This is a genomic window from Celerinatantimonas yamalensis, from assembly GCF_046054155.1.
Classification (GTDB): Bacteria; Pseudomonadota; Gammaproteobacteria; order Enterobacterales; family Celerinatantimonadaceae; genus Celerinatantimonas; species Celerinatantimonas yamalensis.
The window spans coordinates 569,798-587,569 of sequence record NZ_JBEQCT010000002.1 but is presented as its reverse complement, the minus strand read 5'-3'; the positions used below and the strand labels follow the sequence as shown (position 1 = coordinate 587,569).

Here is a 17,772-nt window from a genome sequence, read left to right as displayed (position 1 = left end):
TCTTATCAATCAAAATCAATGGGGTGGGATGTGCCGAGTGGGGCGGTTTTGTTCCATACTCTGCAAAATACGCAGATAACTCTGATAGCGACGTTTACTGATACTTCCTTGTTTGAGCGCAGCGATAAATGCGCAGCCTGGGTCGCTTTGATGTTTACAATCACGAAACTTACATAGCCCCTGCAGATTGCGCAGCTCACGAAAACCATCCGTAACTTGTTCTGCTTCTAAGTGCCACAACTGAAATTCCCGAATGCCGGGGGAGTCAATCAGTCGTCCGCCGTCAGGTAATGGATAAAGCCTCGCTGTGGTGGTGGTATGCTGACCTAATCCAGAATTTTCTGAAACAATTTTTGTCTCAGCTTGTATATCCGGTAATAGCGCATTGACCAGTGACGATTTACCCACACCAGATTGTCCAACAAAGACACTGGTTTTATGGTGAAGCTGGGCTTTGAGTTCTTCTAAACCATCTTCACTATGGCTACTGGCCGTGAGAATGGCATACCCTAGGGCACGGTACTCATCTAATATTGGCTCAATGTGCGTGCGCTGCGCGGCATCGAACAGGTCAATCTTATTGAGCAGTAAAATGGGTGTTAGCCCAGTGGCTTCAATTGCGACTAGATAGCGGTCGATGATATCACTGGAAAACTCAGGTTTCAGAGCGCTGACCACAATCACTTGATCAATATTGGCCGCAATAGCCTTGAGTCCATCATAATAATCGGGGCGTTCTAACTGTGATCGACGTTCTTGCACCGCTTCAATGACGCCTTTGATGCCCGAATGGCTTTCATGGCCGCGTCGCCAGCGGACTTCATCCCCGGTAACTAATGAAGAAATGGAGCGGCGAATGTTACAGCGAACTATTTCGCCTGCACCATCAGCCGCTTGAATATCGGCATGTTGGCCAAAGCGGCTCACTACCACGCCATCTTCTGCGGCGCCGAGTTGATCGTCACTCCATTCAAATGCGTCCGTTTGCTTCAGGCGTTTTTGCGCATTGGCTCGCATTCGACGTTGTTGACCCTGATTGAGTCGTTTCTTTTTAGCCACAATTGTCGCTTTTCAATGGTTGGAATAAAGGTCTATCATAGCGCAATTGTGTCTCACAGAAAATTTTAGTGAAAAGGTGAATTATGACGGTAAGTGCAAATAACTTAATTTGGATCGATATGGAGATGACCGGCCTTGATCCATTGCAACACAAAGTGATTGAAATTGCCTCAATTGTTACCGATTCACAGCTCAAAGTGTTGGCTGAGGGGCCCGTAATAGCGATTCACCAAGATGATACAACTTTGGCAATGATGGATGAGTGGTGTACTACCACTCATACTGGTTCAGGGTTGGTGGCACGCGTGCAGCGAAGCCAAATGGATGAACTTGAAGCGGCGCAGCAGACTTTAGCCTTTGTTAGACAGTGGCTCCCTGAGGGCGTTTCGCCGATGTGTGGTAACTCGATTGGTCAAGATCGGCGGTTTATGAGCATTCATCTGCCAGAATTAGAACAGTTTTTCCACTATCGCAATATCGATGTTAGTACCATTAAAGAGCTGGCTCGACGTTGGCGACCTGAGTTGCTCGAGGGCGTGCACAAAACGGGTACGCATTTAGCACTTGATGATATTCGTGAATCGATTGAAGAATTACGCCATTACCAGCAAACGTTTTTCAAATTGAATGGATAATAATCAGTTAGCTTGAAATTGCTAAAAAAAACGAAAAAGGGGGTTGCCAATGGAGAAATTTCTCGTATAATTCGCAGCCCTGTAAGGCATGAGAACTTAGTCTTTTTTGCTATTACAAAGCGGCACTAGCTCAGTTGGTAGAGCGCGACCTTGCCAAGGTCGAGGTCACGAGTTCGAGCCTCGTGTGCCGCTCCAAAATTTATTATAACAGCATTTATGCGGCACTAGCTCAGTTGGTAGAGCGCGACCTTGCCAAGGTCGAGGTCACGAGTTCGAACCTCGTGTGCCGCTCCAAATTTGTTATAACAGTACTTATGCGGCACTAGCTCAGTTGGTAGAGCGCGACCTTGCCAAGGTCGAGGTCACGAGTTCGAGCCTCGTGTGCCGCTCCAAATTTTAATTCTCCACTTCAATTTACCTGCATAATTCAACTTGTAAGATCGCTGTATTTGCTCCGTTTCACTTATCACCAATACCACTCCTTTAAAAGATTTAATAATTGGTTGAAGCTCTATTAGGTCGTCCCGCTGTCGCTGTGAAGTGTCTTTGCAATGCATTATCGTATTACTTTCAGCACGATCAATGTTCGCGATCCATCAGCGTGGATTGAATGATGTTGATAGGTCATGGAATGAAAATCGCACCGCAACTTGCTGATGAATAGTTTTAGAAAGTTTGTGTTCTTTATCTAAGAGTATATTAATTTTTATTATATCGATACAATACGAACTCATTCGTTTTACGGCTATCATCATTAACTCAAAAAGCTGTAAAGGAACGGATATCTAACTGTGTATTTTATTAGGGAAAATAAAATGAACCTAGTTGTTGTGACTTTCGGGGATAATATTGAAAATCACTATCAAGCATCTTTTTCTATTTTAAGTTTTTTGAAAAGCAACGCACTCTCTCGCATTTTTGTTGTGACCGATCGCCCCTCGTTTTATCAGTATTTTGCTAATCGTATTGAACTCATTGTCTTGGAACCTCAACAATTAGTTGATTGGCGAGGTCCACATGATTTCTTTTGGCGTATTAAAATGAAGGCCATTGAGCTAGCTGCTTTGCATTGCAATGGTGATGATCTGCTTTATGTAGATTCAGATACGATATATGTGAAAGGCATTGCTAGCATTGAAAATCATTTAAAAGCTGGAATGGGAGTTATGCATGAATGTGAAGGCGCATTGTCTCAATTGTCTGGCAAAACTCACAAGAATATGTGTAAAACACTGCGTGGGTATGAATACGGTGATCTAACCATCGATGGACAATCTGTCATGTGGAATGCTGGCGTCATTGCCCTTCCTGGGAATAAAGCGATTGAGACGATCCAGTCAGCTATTAATGTGTGCGATGCAATGTGTGAGACATCTTGTCGGCGCCGTCTGTTAGAGCAGTTCGCTTTCTCAGTGGTCATTGAACAACAATTAGGATTACAAGCGGCAACCCAAAATATTGCTCATTATTGGGGGAATAAAGCACACTGGAACGACATGATCCGGTCATTTTTTATGTACTCAATGTTAACCAGGTCAACGCTTGATGAGGATATTGAACGGTTCAGCCCAGATGATTTTATCGTATATCCAACTGTTATCCGCGAGCGAAGTATCAAAGCAAAATTGAATCGACTAGTGGGGAAAATTGCCACCAAAGAAACACGTTTTTCAATCAGTAGCCTGTCTTAGCAATTGAAATATAGTGCAGTGATCATTCAATATGTTATTACGCTGTGATTATCGTTGATAACGCGGTGATTCGAGGTGGGCGAACGGTTGATTAAGCGCATGTAACTGCGAAATGATTTAGCGACCCATAATAGCGGTGATCGATCCGAATAAGATAAGGGATTACAATCTGTCATCCCTTATCTTGGCGAGGTTTTAGAAAAATCCTAAAGGGTTGATGTCATAACTGACGAGCATATTTTTGGTGTGCTGATATTGCTCTCATGTCATTTTATGGGTTTCTTGGCCAATCCCCGATTTTTATAACCACCGACAGCGGCATGGGCAGGGTATTGATGGTCGCAATTTAGCCAAATTCGCCCCGCTTCAATATTGCGCCCTATTCGATAGGCCAAATTTATGTCACGGCTCCAGATGCCTGCGCCTAAGCCGTATCGTTAGCGATCGCTGCTTCATCATCAAAAGTCGTAATCCCAACCACCATCCCAAAGCTCTCCTCTTGGAATACCCGCATATGATTTTGTCCCTTGAGTAAAGTTGGCTGAATATAGAAGCCATCGCTAAAGTCACTGAGGACATTCGCTTTACCATCGATTAGAAACTCTGCGCCTTCACGTCGACCAATCTCCATATAGTGGATGATTTTATCGAATTGTTCCTGTGATGCTTGGGCGCCTATTTTGGGGGGGAATCGAGTGGATTTCCTTGCTTAATCTGCTTGGTCGAGAGCAAAACTCGCTTGATAAATTCATCATACATCGAGCTTTGAATGAGTGCTCGTGATGGATACACACTTCACCTTGGTTAAATAAAGCTAACACTCATCCTTCAACTGCTTTTTGAATGAAGGCTTCTTCTTGCTTTAGGACATCGGCAAAATAAATGTTGGAGGATTTTCCGCCGAGCTCAACGGTGGATGGGATAATATTATCGGCTGCACATTTTAAAATATGTGAGCCAATCAGCGTGGAATCCGTAAACGCGATTTTAGCGATGCGAGGGCTACTTGCTAGTGCTTGATCTGCTTCGTTGCCATATCTGTTGATAATATTGATAACGCCGTTGGGGAAGCGGTCGCCAATGATGCGGATCACTTTTAAAATAGAGGTAGGCGTTTGCTCTGCAGGTTTTAACACCACACAATTACCTGCGGCAAGTGCCGGAGCCAGTTTCCACGCTGCCATGAGGATTGGAAAATTCCATGGAATGATCTGTCCGACCACACCAAGTGGTTCATGAAAATGATAGGAAACCGTGTATTCATCGAGTTCGGCGGCATGGTCTTGCTGAGCTCAAATGCAACCGGTGAAGTAGCGGAAATGGTCGATAGCGAGTGGGATATCAGCGGCTAGTGTTTCTCGAATTGCTTTACTGTTATCCCATGTTTCGGCAACTGCTAACGCTTCTAGGTTTGCTTCGAGACGATCGGTCTTAGCAATCGGTTAGAGCGCCCGGTGACCGATGTTTTTGCCCAGCTAGCCTTGGCGCGGTGGGCGGCATCAAGTGCGAGCTTAATATCTGCATGTGTTGAACAGAGCACTCGACAGAAAATCTGCCCATCGACAGGACTACTATTATTGAAATACTGACCGTTGATTGGGGGAATCCACTCTCCTCTAATATAGTTTTCATATTGGTGTGCAAAGGTCATAAGGCTATTGATTGCCCCTAGTTTGGCGTAAATTATCACCGCTCTCCTTTGTTTTATTTGCTTGTCACATACCTTTTGTTTGTATCTTTGTTGTGTTTATTTTGTTGGTTAAATGAAATATTAAAATTAATTTATATGAAGCGATTTTTTATCATCCGATATGCCACCAATGTTTACTTCTCTGATCTATCACTCAAATTTGTAAGAGTTTTTTGACTTTAAAAAACTAGTGAATAACAATAACTTATTGATTATAAATAGTTATTTTATGTTTATAGTCAGGGGCTATTAATGCGTTCGATAAAATTAATTTGTGGGTTAGTCGTTAGGCGTTTATATCTATACTTCTATTATCAAATATAAAAAGCAGGAGAGAGTGCATGGCTGATATGAGCAAGTGTCCATTTCATCACAGTGCTGGTGGCGGGACGACGAACAAAGATTGGTGGCCAAATCAACTCCGTTTGTCAATTTTGCATCAACATACCCAGAAATCGAATCCTTTAGCGCCTGAGTTTGATTATGCTGAAGCTTTCAAGCATCTTGATTTAGATGCGCTCAAAGCCGACTTGCGTGCATTGATGACTGATTCTCAGGATTGGTGGCCTGCTGACTTTGGTCACTATGGTCCCCTGTTTGTCCGTATGGCGTGGCATAGCGCCGGGACCTATCGTGTGCATGATGGTCGTGGTGGTGGTGGAACGGGGAGTCAACGCTTCGCCCCTCTGAATAGCTGGCCTGATAACGTTAACTTAGATAAAGCTCGGCGTTTATTATGGCCGATTAAACAAAAATATGGTCAGCAGATCTCTTGGGCTGATTTGATGACTTTGACCGGTAATGTGGCACTTGAGTCGATGGGCTTTAAGACTTTTGGTTTTGCTGGGGGACGAGCAGATATCTGGGAACCGGAGGAAGATGTCTACTGGGGTAACGAAACCACCTGGCTTGATGATACGCGCTACAGCGGTGAGCGTGAGCTGGAAAACCCTCTAGCAGCGGTGCAGATGGGTCTTATTTATGTCAACCCTGAAGGGCCTAATGGCAATCCTGATCCACTAGCGGCTGCCACGGATATTCGTGAGACATTTGCTCGTATGGCGATGAATGACGAAGAAACGGTTGCGCTTATTGCCGGGGGGCATAGCTTTGGTAAAACACATGGTGCGGGCGATGCAGCACTGGTCGGTGACGACCCTGAAAAAGCGGGTTTGACCGAGCAAGGTTTAGGCTGGAAGAGTCAATATGGTTCGGGTAAAGCAGGCGATACCATTTCGAGTGGTCTTGAGGTGACGTGGACGACCACGCCAACGCAGTGGAGCAATAACTTTTTTGAAAACTTGTTTGGCTATGAGTGGGAATTGACAAAAAGCCCTGCAGGTGCTCATCAATGGGTTGCTAAAGATGCTGATAACACGGTACCAGATGCACATGATGCGAGCAAAAAACATCGCCCAACCATGCTGACAACGGATCTGGCGCTGCGAATTGATCCTGCCTATGAGAAAATTTCACGGTGTTTTTATGAAAATCCTGAGCAGTTCGCCGATGCGTTTGCACGAGCATGGTTTAAATTAACTCATCGTGATATGGGACCTCGTAGCCGCTATCTTGGCCCAGACGTGCCTGCAGAAGAGTTGATTTGGCAAGATCCGATCCCTGCGGCTGTGTATCCGGTGATTGATGCTGATGATATTGAGTTTCTTAAAGCTCAGATCCGCGCCAGCGGCTTATCGGTCAGTGAGTTGGTTTCGACTGCTTGGGCATCTGCTGCAACATTTCGTGGCTCGGATATGCGCGGCGGGGCCAATGGGGCGCGGATACGCTTAGCTCCGCAAAAAGATTGGATGGTTAACCAGCCGGATCAATTAGCGACTGTGTTACAGGTGTTAGACGATATCAGCGAGCAGTTTAACCAAGCGCAAACAGATGGTAAAAAGGTCTCGTTAGCCGATCTTATTGTGTTAGCGGGGGGCGTGGGGGTTGAGCAGGCAGCAGAAAGTGCGGATCACCAGATTGTGGTGCCGTTTACGCCAGGACGGATGGATGCTAGCGCAGAACAAACTGATGAACTCTCGTTCAGTTACCTTGAGCCTATTGCTGATGGTTTTAGAAACTACCAACAAGCGCCGCGTGTAAATATGACCGCTGAAGCGTTGCTGGTGGATAAAGCCCAACTGCTTTGCTTAACTGCACCAGAGATGACCGTATTGGTCGGCGGTATGCGCGTGTTAAATACTAATGCCGATAACAGCGATTATGGTGTATTAACTGACCGCCCAGAGTCACTAACCAACGATTTCTTTGTGAATCTATTGGATATGAACACGGTTTGGAGTGCTCAATCGGATGATGAAGTTATTTTTGCTGGCCATGATCGCAACAGTGGTGAGCTGAAATGGCAAGCGACGCGTGTTGATTTGGTGTTTGGTTCTAATTCACAGCTTCGCGCATTGGCTGAAGTGTATGGCAGCGATGATGCTTCGCAAAAGTTTGTTGATGATTTTGTCAGAGCATGGGTGAAAGTGATGGAACTCGATCGCTTCGATCTTGCGTAACGTTATTTTAAACATTGGTAGTATTTTATATAAAGCGCAGCCAAGGGGGTGCGCTTTTGTATTTGGGGCAGAATGACCGATGCTGTGCTGGATATATTGATGATCAGCATACTTAAGTTGCGATACGCCGATATTATCCATTGCATGAAAAATGCTTCCTTTTTTGAGACCTCGCTATAGAATCGATCACACCCTTATAATGGCTTTCCTTCAAGGATGATCGATGAACGCGACACTTCGAGCATTTAACCCCAAGTTAGTAATCTCTGATTTTATTGATTTAACCGGTAAGCAAAAATTGACGTTGCTGATCTTATGCCTTGCGGTGATGATGCCCTCAATTATTGATGGTTCATTATTGCATCTTACTAGCTTAGGGCTCGTGTATATTTTAGCGGGATTGACTGGGATTATCTGTGTCTTTTTAATCAATATGCGTAAGCTTTCCAACTTTCAGTTTGGTTTGGTTAACGCATTTTTATATGGTGCGGCAGCCTATTATTCAACCTACTATGGTGATGCGGCTCTGAACTTTTTAGTCTATTTTCCATTTCAATTTATCGGTGCCTATTGGTGGTCACGGCATATGCAATCGAGTGAAGTGAAAGTACAAGGATTGACGTTGCGTCAAAGTGTTATCTACTTAGTGCTGATGGGACTGTCGATTGCTATTTATGGTTTTTATTTGGTGCGTTACACCAATGATGCGATGCCTTATGTGGACTCGGCCACCAATGTGATCAGTATTTTTGCCATGATTCTAATGGTGAAGGGTTACTGGGAGCAGTGGCTTGGTTGGATTGTGGTCAATATCCTGTCGATATGGATGTGGGTTGTTGCCGGAGAGTTTAATCCACAAGCTTATGCGGTGCTGGTGATGTGGGTTGCCTATCTAGGCAATAGTCTCTATGGCACCTATAACTGGTATCGATCCATTGAGCTGCCATCTAACAGGGCTCATTAGAGGTTATAACATTGAGCAGTGAAGCCGCGCTATGCTAATGAGGGCGGCTCAAACCAAGTACTCTGAAAGTCAAACCAACCCAGATTATTGAGATGAAATCCATGTGCTTGTTTGGGGCCTGATAATTTCATCCAATGATGAAAGAGTGGCTGTAGCCAGCCACTCTGAACAATTTTGGCAAGTAGCTGCTCGGAGCTGTATTGACCATTTTGCCAGTGTTGCTGCCAAATTTCTAATTGTTGCATATCGCCGCCGCTTATCATTTGACGAAGCAGCGGAGTAGCGAGTAACCAAGTTCCCACATGCCATGCCTCTGGCGCTGGAAAATTAACGGTTCCCAACCAAATATCGACCTGCGCCTGAGCGTTAACCCATTGGGAATAGGGCAGTTCGATAATCTTAAGATGAATTTGTTGGGTGGCTAAACATTGGCGCATGATGTGTGCGAGCATCTTAAACTCAGGGTGATCGGCGTAAAAGCCTAGCGTTATGCTTCCCCACGAGGAGGTATCCATATCAGTAAACGGCGAGCAGGATGGGCTTGTCATTAAACGATGGTGCCAGCTTGGCAACAAACTAGTGGTCGGTACCCATAGGTGACGAAAGTTTGGGGATAAGTGAGTCGCAAGTTGGTAGGGATTTAACAATTGTTGGAGCCAACAGCGTTGTGATGGTTCCCGCCAAAGGGGGCTGACACTATCACAGAGTAAAAAATACCCGCCTTGCTCCAGAAACATTTCTTGAGTTGAGACTGATGATGGTTGTTCTGGTGTGATGGAGCGGGACTGAAACTGCGCATCATCACTACATCTTGAACTTAACCATGCCGAAGGTCCATGCATGAGGGGCGGTTGTTGAGTGTGATCAGATGATGTCGAAGCGTCTGGCAAGTGAATGATTTCAATTTCATCGAGAAGACCGCGCCATCCAAAATAGTGCTCAAAGGCTTGAAATTTCAGGTGCCAAGCATCGTTTTTAATCACTTGATATGGGCCAGTACCGATAGGATGACTGGCAAAATTGGCAATTTCCGCCTGATTGGCTGGTGTAATCAATGCGCTGGGCAGTGCTAACAACAAGGGTAGGTTAGGCAAGGGCTCGCTGAGTTTAATTGTCACTTGGCCGGCCGCACATTGCACCTGCTGAATATTCGATAGCAATGCGTGGGATCGCGCGCGAATTAATGATGCCACGATATCTTCAGCTTGCAGGCGCTGGCCATTGTGAAAATATACACTTGGGCGCAGATAAAATTGCCATGTCAGTGCATCGCGCTGATGCCAATGGTGTGCCAAATCAGCGCCTACATAAGGGGTCTCTTCTTTAAATCGTGTTAGACCATTAAAAATTTGTCGCAATAGATGGTGTTCCGAGCGTCGTAACCACTGGCTAGGATCAAGATTTGGCATCTGTCGATAGTAGGGGACACGCAGAATTTGTTGGCCATGCTGAGTGCTAAAGCCTAGTTTTTCAACTAATCGTTGATGCAATTGCTGGGGCGCTTCTCCCGCCAGTTGCAAGGCTTCGGCAAGCTTTCCTTGTTCAACTAATTGACGCAGTTGTTGCTGTTGAAGCTCTTTTTGACTGATAAGGCATTGTAGTATAGAACGATGCCCTCGACCGATACTCGCCTGCCAACTGACCCAACCTTGACGTTGCATTTGTTTGAGCAGCGCGCGAACATGACGGGGCGTGCAGCTGAATAATTCGGCTAGTTCAGCGAGGGTCACATCACAGGCATCCAGCGCATAATGCTCAAGTAGTTGTACGTAGTAGTGTAATATTCGGCGATGCAACATAAAGGAGGAACAAACTCTCAACGATCCTAACCATTTTTAATTTCCTCAATTTAAGGCATGCTGGTGATTCATGCAAGTAGACTCATTGATTGAAAAAGGATCACCCAAATGACTCGTCAAATTACCAAAGATACCATCCTCTGTATGTCACTGGCCTCTCGCCCAGGAAATTTTGGGACGCGTTTTCATAATTTCCTGTATGAAGCGCTGGATTTGGATTACCTCTACAAAGCGTTTACCACTGATAATTTAGCGGCGGCCATTGCAGGGGTGCGGGCACTTAGGGTACGCGGCTGCGCCATTTCGATGCCTTTTAAAGAGGATGTGATAGCGTTAGTTGATGAGATGATGCCATCGGCGGCGCAGATCCAATCAGTGAATACCATCGTCAATGACAATGGCTATTTAAAGGCCTATAACACCGATTACTTGGCAATCGAAACGCTACTGAAAGACTATCAGGTTTCCAATCAACTCACTTTTGCGTTGCAAGGCAGTGGCGGCATGGCCAAAGCTGTTGCCGGCGCGCTCCATCATCTTGGCTTTCGCCAAGGCGTTATTGTGGCGCGCAATGAACAAGCTGGGCGTAAATTGGCTCAATTATACGATTATCAGTGGGCAGCAAGTGCCGACGACTGCGCTGCAGACCTATTAGTTAATGCCACACCGCTGGGCATGACTGGCGCGGATGCACAGGTATTGGCTTTTAGTGAGGCGCGAGTGGATAGTGCGCAAGTGATCTTTGACGTGGTGGCTAGCCCCTCTAAAACGCCGCTGATTGAGCTTGCCAAACAGCGCAACAAAACGATTATTACCGGTAGCGAAGTATTTGCCTTGCAGGCGGTTGAGCAATTTGCCCTCTATACTGGGGTTCGCCCTGAATTGAACTTGTTTGAACAAGCAGCTCGCTATGCTCGAGCCGCGCAGTAGGTAGGCATTGGCCGGGAAGATGTTTAGCTGGTCATTTTAGGCTCGCTTGGTGGCGAGATAGCGATCAGTGTTTCTCCCGGTTGTGGCGTTTGCTCGGCGTCAGTCACTGGTGTGAGAACCTCTTTTTGATCGATGATAAACAACGGTAACGCGTCTTTTTGCCGTTGCTGATAATCTTGCCAATCAAAGGCCTCGTTGAGCTTGGTGGCTTTGACCTGCCAGCCCTGTTTGATCAACGTATTTAACTTGGTAAAGGTACAATCTTCTAAAAATAGGATCTGACGCGCGCGAAACGTCGTGCTTTCTTGATTAGCAAATCCTTTTCCCTGGGTCGAGCGGATTGAATAGACCTGCTCTGGGGTAAACAGATACGCAAAGTGGGTAATCGCAATCGCATTTTGGTGGCGGTTTGGCGACAGCGCAAACACTTGGCGAATTGAAGAGAGGTCGAGTGTCGCTTCCGCTTGCTCTGATTGTGGATTGCCATAATACACATTCAGTCCGTCCATTCTGGCGAGTCGATAGTTCTCCCATACCGGATCGGCTAAAAGCACTTCAAAATTGGCCTTTTGCAAGGCTTTGGCAATGGCCCGCGATAATGTGTTAGCGCCGATTAACAACACTCCTCGAGGCGTTTCCTGCACGACGCCTAATAATTTTGCAATGGGACCAGCCGTTAAACTTTGCAAAACCACTGTGGCAATAATCACAGCGAAAGAGAGTGATACTAACTTGTCGGCGTCGGCAATCCCGGCTTGCTCGAGGCGCAGTGCAAACAGTGAACTGACGGCCGCGGCAACGATTCCTCGTGGGGCAATCCATGACAAAAAAGCGCGATCTCGCCAGCTGAGTTTAGGGGTGTAAGCGCTAATGAGTACGCCAAAAGGCCGGGCAATGAACTGCACCACGGCTAACAGCGCTAATAAAGGCCAACCTAATGCAAGCAAATTATCAAGGTTGACCCGAGCGGCCAACAAAATAAAGAGCGCCGAAATTAAAATAACCGACAGATCCTCTTTAAATTCTATGATGTCAGCAATATCAACATCTGAGCGGTTGGCCAGCACCATGCCCATCACGGTGACCGTCAATAAACCTGATTCATGTTGCAAATGCTCACTTAAAGCGTACGCCAGCAGGACAATGGCAAGCACACCAAATTTACGCAGGTACAATGGCAACCAACCGCGTTTTAATGACTCGGCAATGGCGTAGCCAGCGCCGAGCCCGAGAGTTCCACCTAATCCGATGGTTTTACTAATAATGGTTAAACCATGTACGGCCGCTTCTTGAGAGGCTTGAACGATGACAAATTCGAACATTAAGACCGCAAAGATAGCGCCTAATGGATCGATAATGATCCCCTCCCAGCGCAGGATTTTATCTAACTCGGAGCGTGGCCGAATGGTGCGCAGCATTGGAGTGACTACAGTAGGGCCCGTAACAACCATGATCGCGCCAAAAAGTAACGACACCTCACTGGAGATCCCTAACAATAAGTGACAGGCAATAGCGAGAATAACAAAAGTACTGATGAGACCAAGGCTGACCAAATTCCAAACCACTTTGACCAAACCGCGAATTTCATTAAAGCGCAGCGTTAAAGCACCTTCAAACAATATGATCGCAACGGCTACTGAAACCAATGGAAATAACAACGGCCCGAGTAATTGATCAGGATTTAATATGCCACTAACAGGTCCAAGCAGTAGACCTGCTGCTAGTAAAAAAAGAATAGCTGGGAGTTTGAGGCGCCAAGCAATCCATTGGGCAGCCAGTGAGATTGCGGCAATCAGTGAGATAGCCGGGGCTAGTTCAGTCATTATTTTCGCTCTTGTGAGTGTCAGGCAAATCCTAGCTAGCATAATCTGGGGGGTCAAGTTGCACACGATATAAAATTATATTTATTATGATGGTTAAGCCGTGGACGACATTCAAGGTCGGTGACGCGCCAGCAAAAATGACTTGCGAGAAGCAGCAAAGCTGGCCATAATAACTCCCATATTTTTTAAGACTCATTTAAAATACTGACGCTTATCAAATAGATACTTCATCAGTAAGGCGTTATATTGCGGCACTAGTTCAGTTGGTAGAGCGCGACCTTGCCAAGGTCGAGGTCACGAGTTCGAACCTCGTGTGCCGCTCCAAATTAAAAAAGCCCTGCAGATACAGGGCTTTTTTAATTTGCCGGATTTATGCTACGCACGGCTTTTGGGCGAGTGTTCATTCGTATCGGAGATCTCATGGCCACTATTGAATTGATTCAACCTCAGCATGACCTCGCTATCGCCACGATTGTGCGGGATGTGTTAGCTGAATTTGGTGCCGTCGGTGCGGGGTATGCCTGCGCCGATCCGCACTTAGCATCACTCAGTCAGTTTTATCAAGGCGCTGATCGCAGTTATTGGGTTGCGCTGGATGATAATGGCGAGGTTTTAGGCGGTGCAGGTATCGGGCCGTTAGATGGGACAGAGCAACTCTGTGAATTACAAAAAATGTACTTGCTCGGTGCAGGTCGAGGTCAAGGATTAGGGCAACAATTGATGACGCAGTGCCTCACATTTGCCCGCCAACGCTATCAGCAATGCTACTTAGAAACACTGGCCCATATGGATAGTGCGCAAAAGCTCTATCGGCGTAATGGTTTTGTGCGTTTAAACGCGCCTCTGGGTATGACAGGGCACAGCAATTGTGACACGTGGTATCTATGTGAGTTAGGCCAATAACTGCCGCTATTATCAAAAGGAATAGAGTTTTGATTGAAACGGATCGATTAATTCTTCGAAAACCAAACATTGATGATTTGGATATATTTAGCACCATCTTATCTTGCCCTACGCAAACAAAATTTCTTCCAAACGAAGCGCCTTATAGCAAAGAGCAGCAAAATGACTATCTGGTCAATCGAATCAATCACTGGGATGTAAATGACTTTGGTACATTCATCATTTGTTTGTCAGAAAATCCGGAAGTTAAGTTGGGGTTTGTCGGTGCTGAATACGCTCCAAACCCTGACTATGTGGATATTCGATTTGGTATTGCAAGAGAGTTTGAAGGTCAATGCTATATTTCAGAAGCTGCCAAAGCATTAGTCACGTGGTTTTTCGAAAATACCAAACATTCAAAATTATATGGTGTTTCAGTGCACGAAAATGTTGCCTCTAAAGCCGTGCTGCGTAAATTGGGAATGATCGCTGAAAAGGATGTTGATCTTTATCAACGTGAAGGGTTAGATAACTTCAGCATCGTGGCATCCAACGCATAACTAACGCCAAAAGGCAGCGTAGCCCAAAGGCTTAAAACTTGCTGGTTCTCGTCTTTAGCCGCTGCGGCGCTCGATATTAGGTACCTAATTTAAGCATCACGCGCCAGTCCCTTTTCAATAATGCGGATTAAACGATGAGTTTGCCGGGTCATTTGACCTAATTTTTGTTGCTGTTGACCAAGCGCCCAGTCGATATGTTCTTGCACCAGTGGTTCTGCGTTATCACGGTTTGTCCTTAGCGCTTCAGATACTCGCGCTGAAGCGGGTGTATTTCCTAGTGCCACGGCAATATTGCGTTGCCAGCGTTGATAGCCAATTCGGCGAATCGGCGAACCTTCGGTTCGTTTCAGAAAGGTTGCTTCATCCCAACTCCATAATTCTAACAGGGTGACTTTATCCAGTTCATGGCGAGCGGTAAAATCAGCCTCTTTTGTCAATGAACTTTCTCGGTTCCAAGGACACACGAGTTGGCAGTCATCACAGCCATAAATCCGGTTGCCCATTAAAGAGCGAAATTCGACCGGGATCGGGCCATCATTTTCGATGGTTAAATAAGAGATACAACGCTTGGCATCAACCTGATAGGGCGCGATGATCGCTTGGGTAGGACACTGCGTCATACACGCTACACAGTTGCCACAATTGGTGCTTACTGGTTGGTCAACAGGTAGGGGCAGATTGACTAGTAATTCACCTAAAAAAAACCATGACCCTTCATCTTGATTGATCAGCAGCGTATGCTTACCTGTCCAACCGAGCCCCGCTTTTTCAGCAATGGGACGTTCCATGATCGGCGCTGAGTCAACAAAAGGGCGTGCATCGAGGTCTTGATAGACGGTTTTGATCTGTTCACCGAGCTGTTTGAGGCGCTTGCGTAAGAGTTTATGATAATCTCGACCTAAGGCATAACGGCTGATATAGGCACGTTGCGGATCGCTAAGCGTTGCTGCAAAGCCCGCTTGAGGAATCAAATAGTTCATTCGCACGCTAATAATGCGCAGTGTATTGGGATGCAGCTTGGTGGGATCTGCTCGCAACTCCTGATTACGCTGCATGAATGCCATTTGTCCATGGTAGTTTTTAGCTAGCCAATCGCGGTAGGATTGTTGGTGGGCATTCACATCGGTGTCAGTAATGGCCACTTGGGCAAAACCTAGCTCTTTGCCCCAGCGCTTGATATCTTGAGCTAATTGATGAAAGTCGAAGTTAGGATCTTGAAGCATGATTCATACAACGGAAAATTATACGGCGACTTTACCACATTCTTTATGGACTGCCGAACAAGTGAAGCAGGCCGAGCCGCAATTGGCTGCTGATGCGGGGGTGTCGCTTTACCAGTTAATGGTGCGCGCTGGTGAAAGTGCCTTTGCGCTGCTACAAGCACGCTTTCCGAACGCGCAAAAGCTGTTGATTGTGGTTGGAGGTGGTAACAATGGTGGCGATGGGTTAGTGATTGCTCGCTTGGCTTATCAAGCTGGGTATCAGGTCAGTTTGTTACTGCATGGCGATCCCGACCGATTTCCCGATGAAGCGCGTCAAGCTTGGGTGGCACTGCCGAAGGGCATTGTATCAATCACTGATATTGCTGCATTAACTGTGGTTGATGTGATTGTCGATGGATTACTTGGCGCAGGACTTACCGGCGCAGTGCGCAGTGATGCCGCGCAGTTAATTCAGACGTTGAATGATCATCCAGCGCCGGTTTTAGCACTAGATATCCCATCGGGATTATCGGCTGACACCGGTCAAGCGCTTGGCGTAGCGCTTCGTGCGAACGTAACGCTTACCTTTATTGGTCTTAAACAAGGGCTACTGACCGGTCAAGCGGCGAACTACTGCGGTGAACTTTATTACTCTGATTTAGGACTCTCAAACCAGCTTGTCGATTGGCCCAAAGATGATCTTGAGCGTCTTGATTATTCTCAATTGAAATCGTGGTTATCGCCGCGTGCTCGCACCGCCCACAAAGGGCTGTTTGGACGCGTCAGTTTGATTGGGGGCGATTTGGGCACCCCAGGGGCGATTCGGCTAGCCGCTGAAGCTTGCCAGCGAGTTGGGGCTGGATTGGTTCATGTGGTGACTCACGGCGAACATTTACCGATTGTGTTGAATAATCGCCCTGAGCTGATGGCTCAGAACGTGTCTTTAAACGATGAAGCATCGCTCAAGCGCGTCGTATCCAGTGCTGATGTGCTGGTATTAGGGCCCGGACTGGGGCAAAGTGATTGGTCAAAGTGGTTATTTCAGCAGATCACCGCTTGTGAACAACCCTTGGTACTTGATGCGGATGGTCTCAACTTACTGGCCCAATCACCGTTGGTTAGGGATAATTGGATACTAACGCCTCATCCGGGAGAAGCCGCGCGGTTGCTTAAGTGCTCGGTAGCAGATATCGAACAAGACCGGTTTGCCGCCGTGCGAGCCATAGCCGCGCGTTATCAGGCAATCACCTTACTGAAAGGGGCGGGTTCTTTGGTCGCTGAGCCTAATGGACGTGTGCGCTTAATGGTGGTTGGCAATCCGGGTATGGCCAGTGGTGGTATGGGGGATGTACTTTCAGGTATGATTGGCGGCTTGTTAGCACAACATGTTCCTGCTTTTGATGCGCTTTGTTTGGCGGTTTGCATCCATGGTCAAGCTGCTGATGTAGCCGCATTAGCAGGTGAACGGGGAATGTTGGCAAGCGATCTATTGCCCGCTATTCGGGCATTGGTAAATCCGGAAGATGAAGAGAAAAGATGAATTGGCAAATTGAATTAGCAGATTCACAGGCAACCGTGGCGCTAGGACGGCAGATTGCACAGAGCATCAGTGAAGCGCTGTGTATCTTTCTCCATGGTGATTTAGGGGCTGGGAAAACCACGTTAACGCGAGGGATAGTGCAAGGCTTAGGTCATCAAGGCAACGTGAAAAGTCCGACTTATACCTTGGTTGAACCCTATCAACTGGCGAACTGGCAGGTGAATCATTTTGATCTTTATCGATTAGCTGATCCTGAAGAACTTGAGTTTATCGGTATTCGTGATTATTTTGGGCCAGGCCAAGTGGCCGTTATTGAATGGCCCGAAAAAGGTGCTGGAATGTTAGGCAAAGCGGATCTGACTATCACCTTAACGTATCAGCAGGAGGCACGCATGGCTCAGTGCTGCGCTGATACGCCCGCGGGAGAACGATTACTCAATCAGTTACTCTCAGAACGTTCAATTTCTGGTTAATAACA

Annotated in this window: 13 protein-coding genes, 4 tRNA genes and 1 pseudogene; 13 read left to right on the top strand and 5 right to left on the bottom strand. The window is 46.5% G+C overall.

The features are described 5' to 3' along the window. Window positions 1-15: 15 nt before the first annotated feature. Window positions 16-1,059, bottom strand: coding sequence for a small ribosomal subunit biogenesis GTPase RsgA (gene rsgA, locus ABUE30_RS07160; RefSeq protein WP_408623032.1), 1,044 nt, complete (start codon window positions 1,057-1,059; stop codon window positions 16-18). A gap of 83 nt (window positions 1,060-1,142) precedes the next feature. Between rsgA and orn the strand changes: the two genes are divergently transcribed. The 5 genes from orn to ABUE30_RS07135 all read left to right on the top strand — a co-directional run bounded on the left by orn (window position 1,143) and on the right by ABUE30_RS07135 (window position 3,385). Next, the gene (gene orn, locus ABUE30_RS07155) at window positions 1,143-1,694 is read left to right on the top strand and encodes an oligoribonuclease (protein ID WP_408623031.1); all 552 of its coding nucleotides are present in this window, start codon (window positions 1,143-1,145) and stop codon (window positions 1,692-1,694) included. 119 nt (window positions 1,695-1,813) lie between these two features. After that, window positions 1,814-1,889, top strand: a tRNA-Gly gene (locus tag ABUE30_RS07150). A gap of 23 nt (window positions 1,890-1,912) precedes the next feature. Then, window positions 1,913-1,988: transfer RNA gene (locus tag ABUE30_RS07145), tRNA-Gly, on the top strand. Window positions 1,989-2,010: 22 nt separating this feature from the next. Beyond that, window positions 2,011-2,086: transfer RNA gene (locus tag ABUE30_RS07140), tRNA-Gly, on the top strand. A gap of 423 nt (window positions 2,087-2,509) precedes the next feature. Next, on the top strand, window positions 2,510-3,385 hold the full coding sequence (locus ABUE30_RS07135) for a hypothetical protein (RefSeq protein WP_408623030.1): 876 nt from the start codon (window positions 2,510-2,512) through the stop codon (window positions 3,383-3,385). A gap of 195 nt (window positions 3,386-3,580) precedes the next feature. Here ABUE30_RS07135 and ABUE30_RS07130 read toward each other — a convergent pair. After that, window positions 3,581-5,072: pseudogene (locus ABUE30_RS07130) on the bottom strand (aldehyde dehydrogenase family protein). 344 nt (window positions 5,073-5,416) lie between these two features. Here ABUE30_RS07130 and katG point away from each other — a divergent pair. Both katG and pnuC read left to right on the top strand, forming a co-directional pair. Continuing rightward, window positions 5,417-7,594 (top strand): catalase/peroxidase HPI, encoded by a 2,178-nt coding sequence (gene katG / locus ABUE30_RS07125; protein WP_408623029.1) that lies wholly within the window; start codon window positions 5,417-5,419, stop codon window positions 7,592-7,594. A 223-nt stretch (window positions 7,595-7,817) separates the two neighbouring features. Continuing rightward, entirely contained in the window at window positions 7,818-8,558 is a 741-nt protein-coding gene (gene pnuC, locus ABUE30_RS07120; protein ID WP_408623028.1) for a nicotinamide riboside transporter PnuC, read from the top strand. Between the two features lie 29 nt (window positions 8,559-8,587). Here pnuC and sgrR read toward each other — a convergent pair whose 3' ends face one another. After that, entirely contained in the window at window positions 8,588-10,357 is a 1,770-nt protein-coding gene (gene sgrR / locus ABUE30_RS07115) for an HTH-type transcriptional regulator SgrR (protein ID WP_408623027.1), read from the bottom strand. Window positions 10,358-10,465: 108 nt separating this feature from the next. Here sgrR and ABUE30_RS07110 point away from each other — a divergent pair, with 108 nt between their 5' ends. Next, window positions 10,466-11,287, top strand: coding sequence for a shikimate 5-dehydrogenase (locus ABUE30_RS07110; RefSeq protein ID WP_408623025.1), 822 nt, complete (start codon window positions 10,466-10,468; stop codon window positions 11,285-11,287). 23 nt (window positions 11,288-11,310) lie between these two features. Here the strand turns inward: ABUE30_RS07110 and ABUE30_RS07105 are convergent, their stop codons facing one another. Beyond that, window positions 11,311-13,110, bottom strand: coding sequence for a cation:proton antiporter (locus tag ABUE30_RS07105; RefSeq protein ID WP_408623024.1), 1,800 nt, complete (start codon window positions 13,108-13,110; stop codon window positions 11,311-11,313). A 248-nt stretch (window positions 13,111-13,358) separates the two neighbouring features. On the opposite strand from ABUE30_RS07105, the gene ABUE30_RS07100 reads away from it, so the two are divergent. The 3 genes from ABUE30_RS07100 (at window position 13,359) to ABUE30_RS07090 (ending at window position 14,552) form a co-directional block, all read left to right on the top strand. Then, a tRNA-Gly gene (locus ABUE30_RS07100) sits at window positions 13,359-13,434 on the top strand. A 96-nt stretch (window positions 13,435-13,530) separates the two neighbouring features. Beyond that, window positions 13,531-14,013, top strand: coding sequence for a GNAT family N-acetyltransferase (locus ABUE30_RS07095; protein ID WP_408623023.1), 483 nt, complete (start codon window positions 13,531-13,533; stop codon window positions 14,011-14,013). 29 nt (window positions 14,014-14,042) lie between these two features. Then, window positions 14,043-14,552, top strand: coding sequence for a GNAT family N-acetyltransferase (locus tag ABUE30_RS07090; RefSeq protein WP_408623022.1), 510 nt, complete (start codon window positions 14,043-14,045; stop codon window positions 14,550-14,552). 89 nt (window positions 14,553-14,641) lie between these two features. On the opposite strand, the gene queG is transcribed toward ABUE30_RS07090, so the two are convergent. Further along, a complete protein-coding gene (gene queG / locus ABUE30_RS07085; RefSeq protein ID WP_408623021.1) occupies window positions 14,642-15,775 on the bottom strand; it encodes a tRNA epoxyqueuosine(34) reductase QueG in 1,134 nt (377 codons plus the stop codon). Between queG and ABUE30_RS07080 the strand changes: the two genes are divergently transcribed. Beyond that, window positions 15,774-17,294 (top strand): NAD(P)H-hydrate dehydratase, encoded by a 1,521-nt coding sequence (locus ABUE30_RS07080; RefSeq protein ID WP_408623020.1) that lies wholly within the window; start codon window positions 15,774-15,776, stop codon window positions 17,292-17,294. The genes queG and ABUE30_RS07080 overlap by 2 nt on opposite strands. Then, window positions 17,291-17,767: a tRNA (adenosine(37)-N6)-threonylcarbamoyltransferase complex ATPase subunit type 1 TsaE gene (gene tsaE / locus ABUE30_RS07075; protein WP_408623019.1), complete on the top strand. Its 477-nt coding sequence runs from the start codon at window positions 17,291-17,293 to the stop codon at window positions 17,765-17,767. The genes ABUE30_RS07080 and tsaE overlap by 4 nt, the downstream gene beginning before the upstream one ends. Window positions 17,768-17,772: the final 5 nt, after the last annotated feature.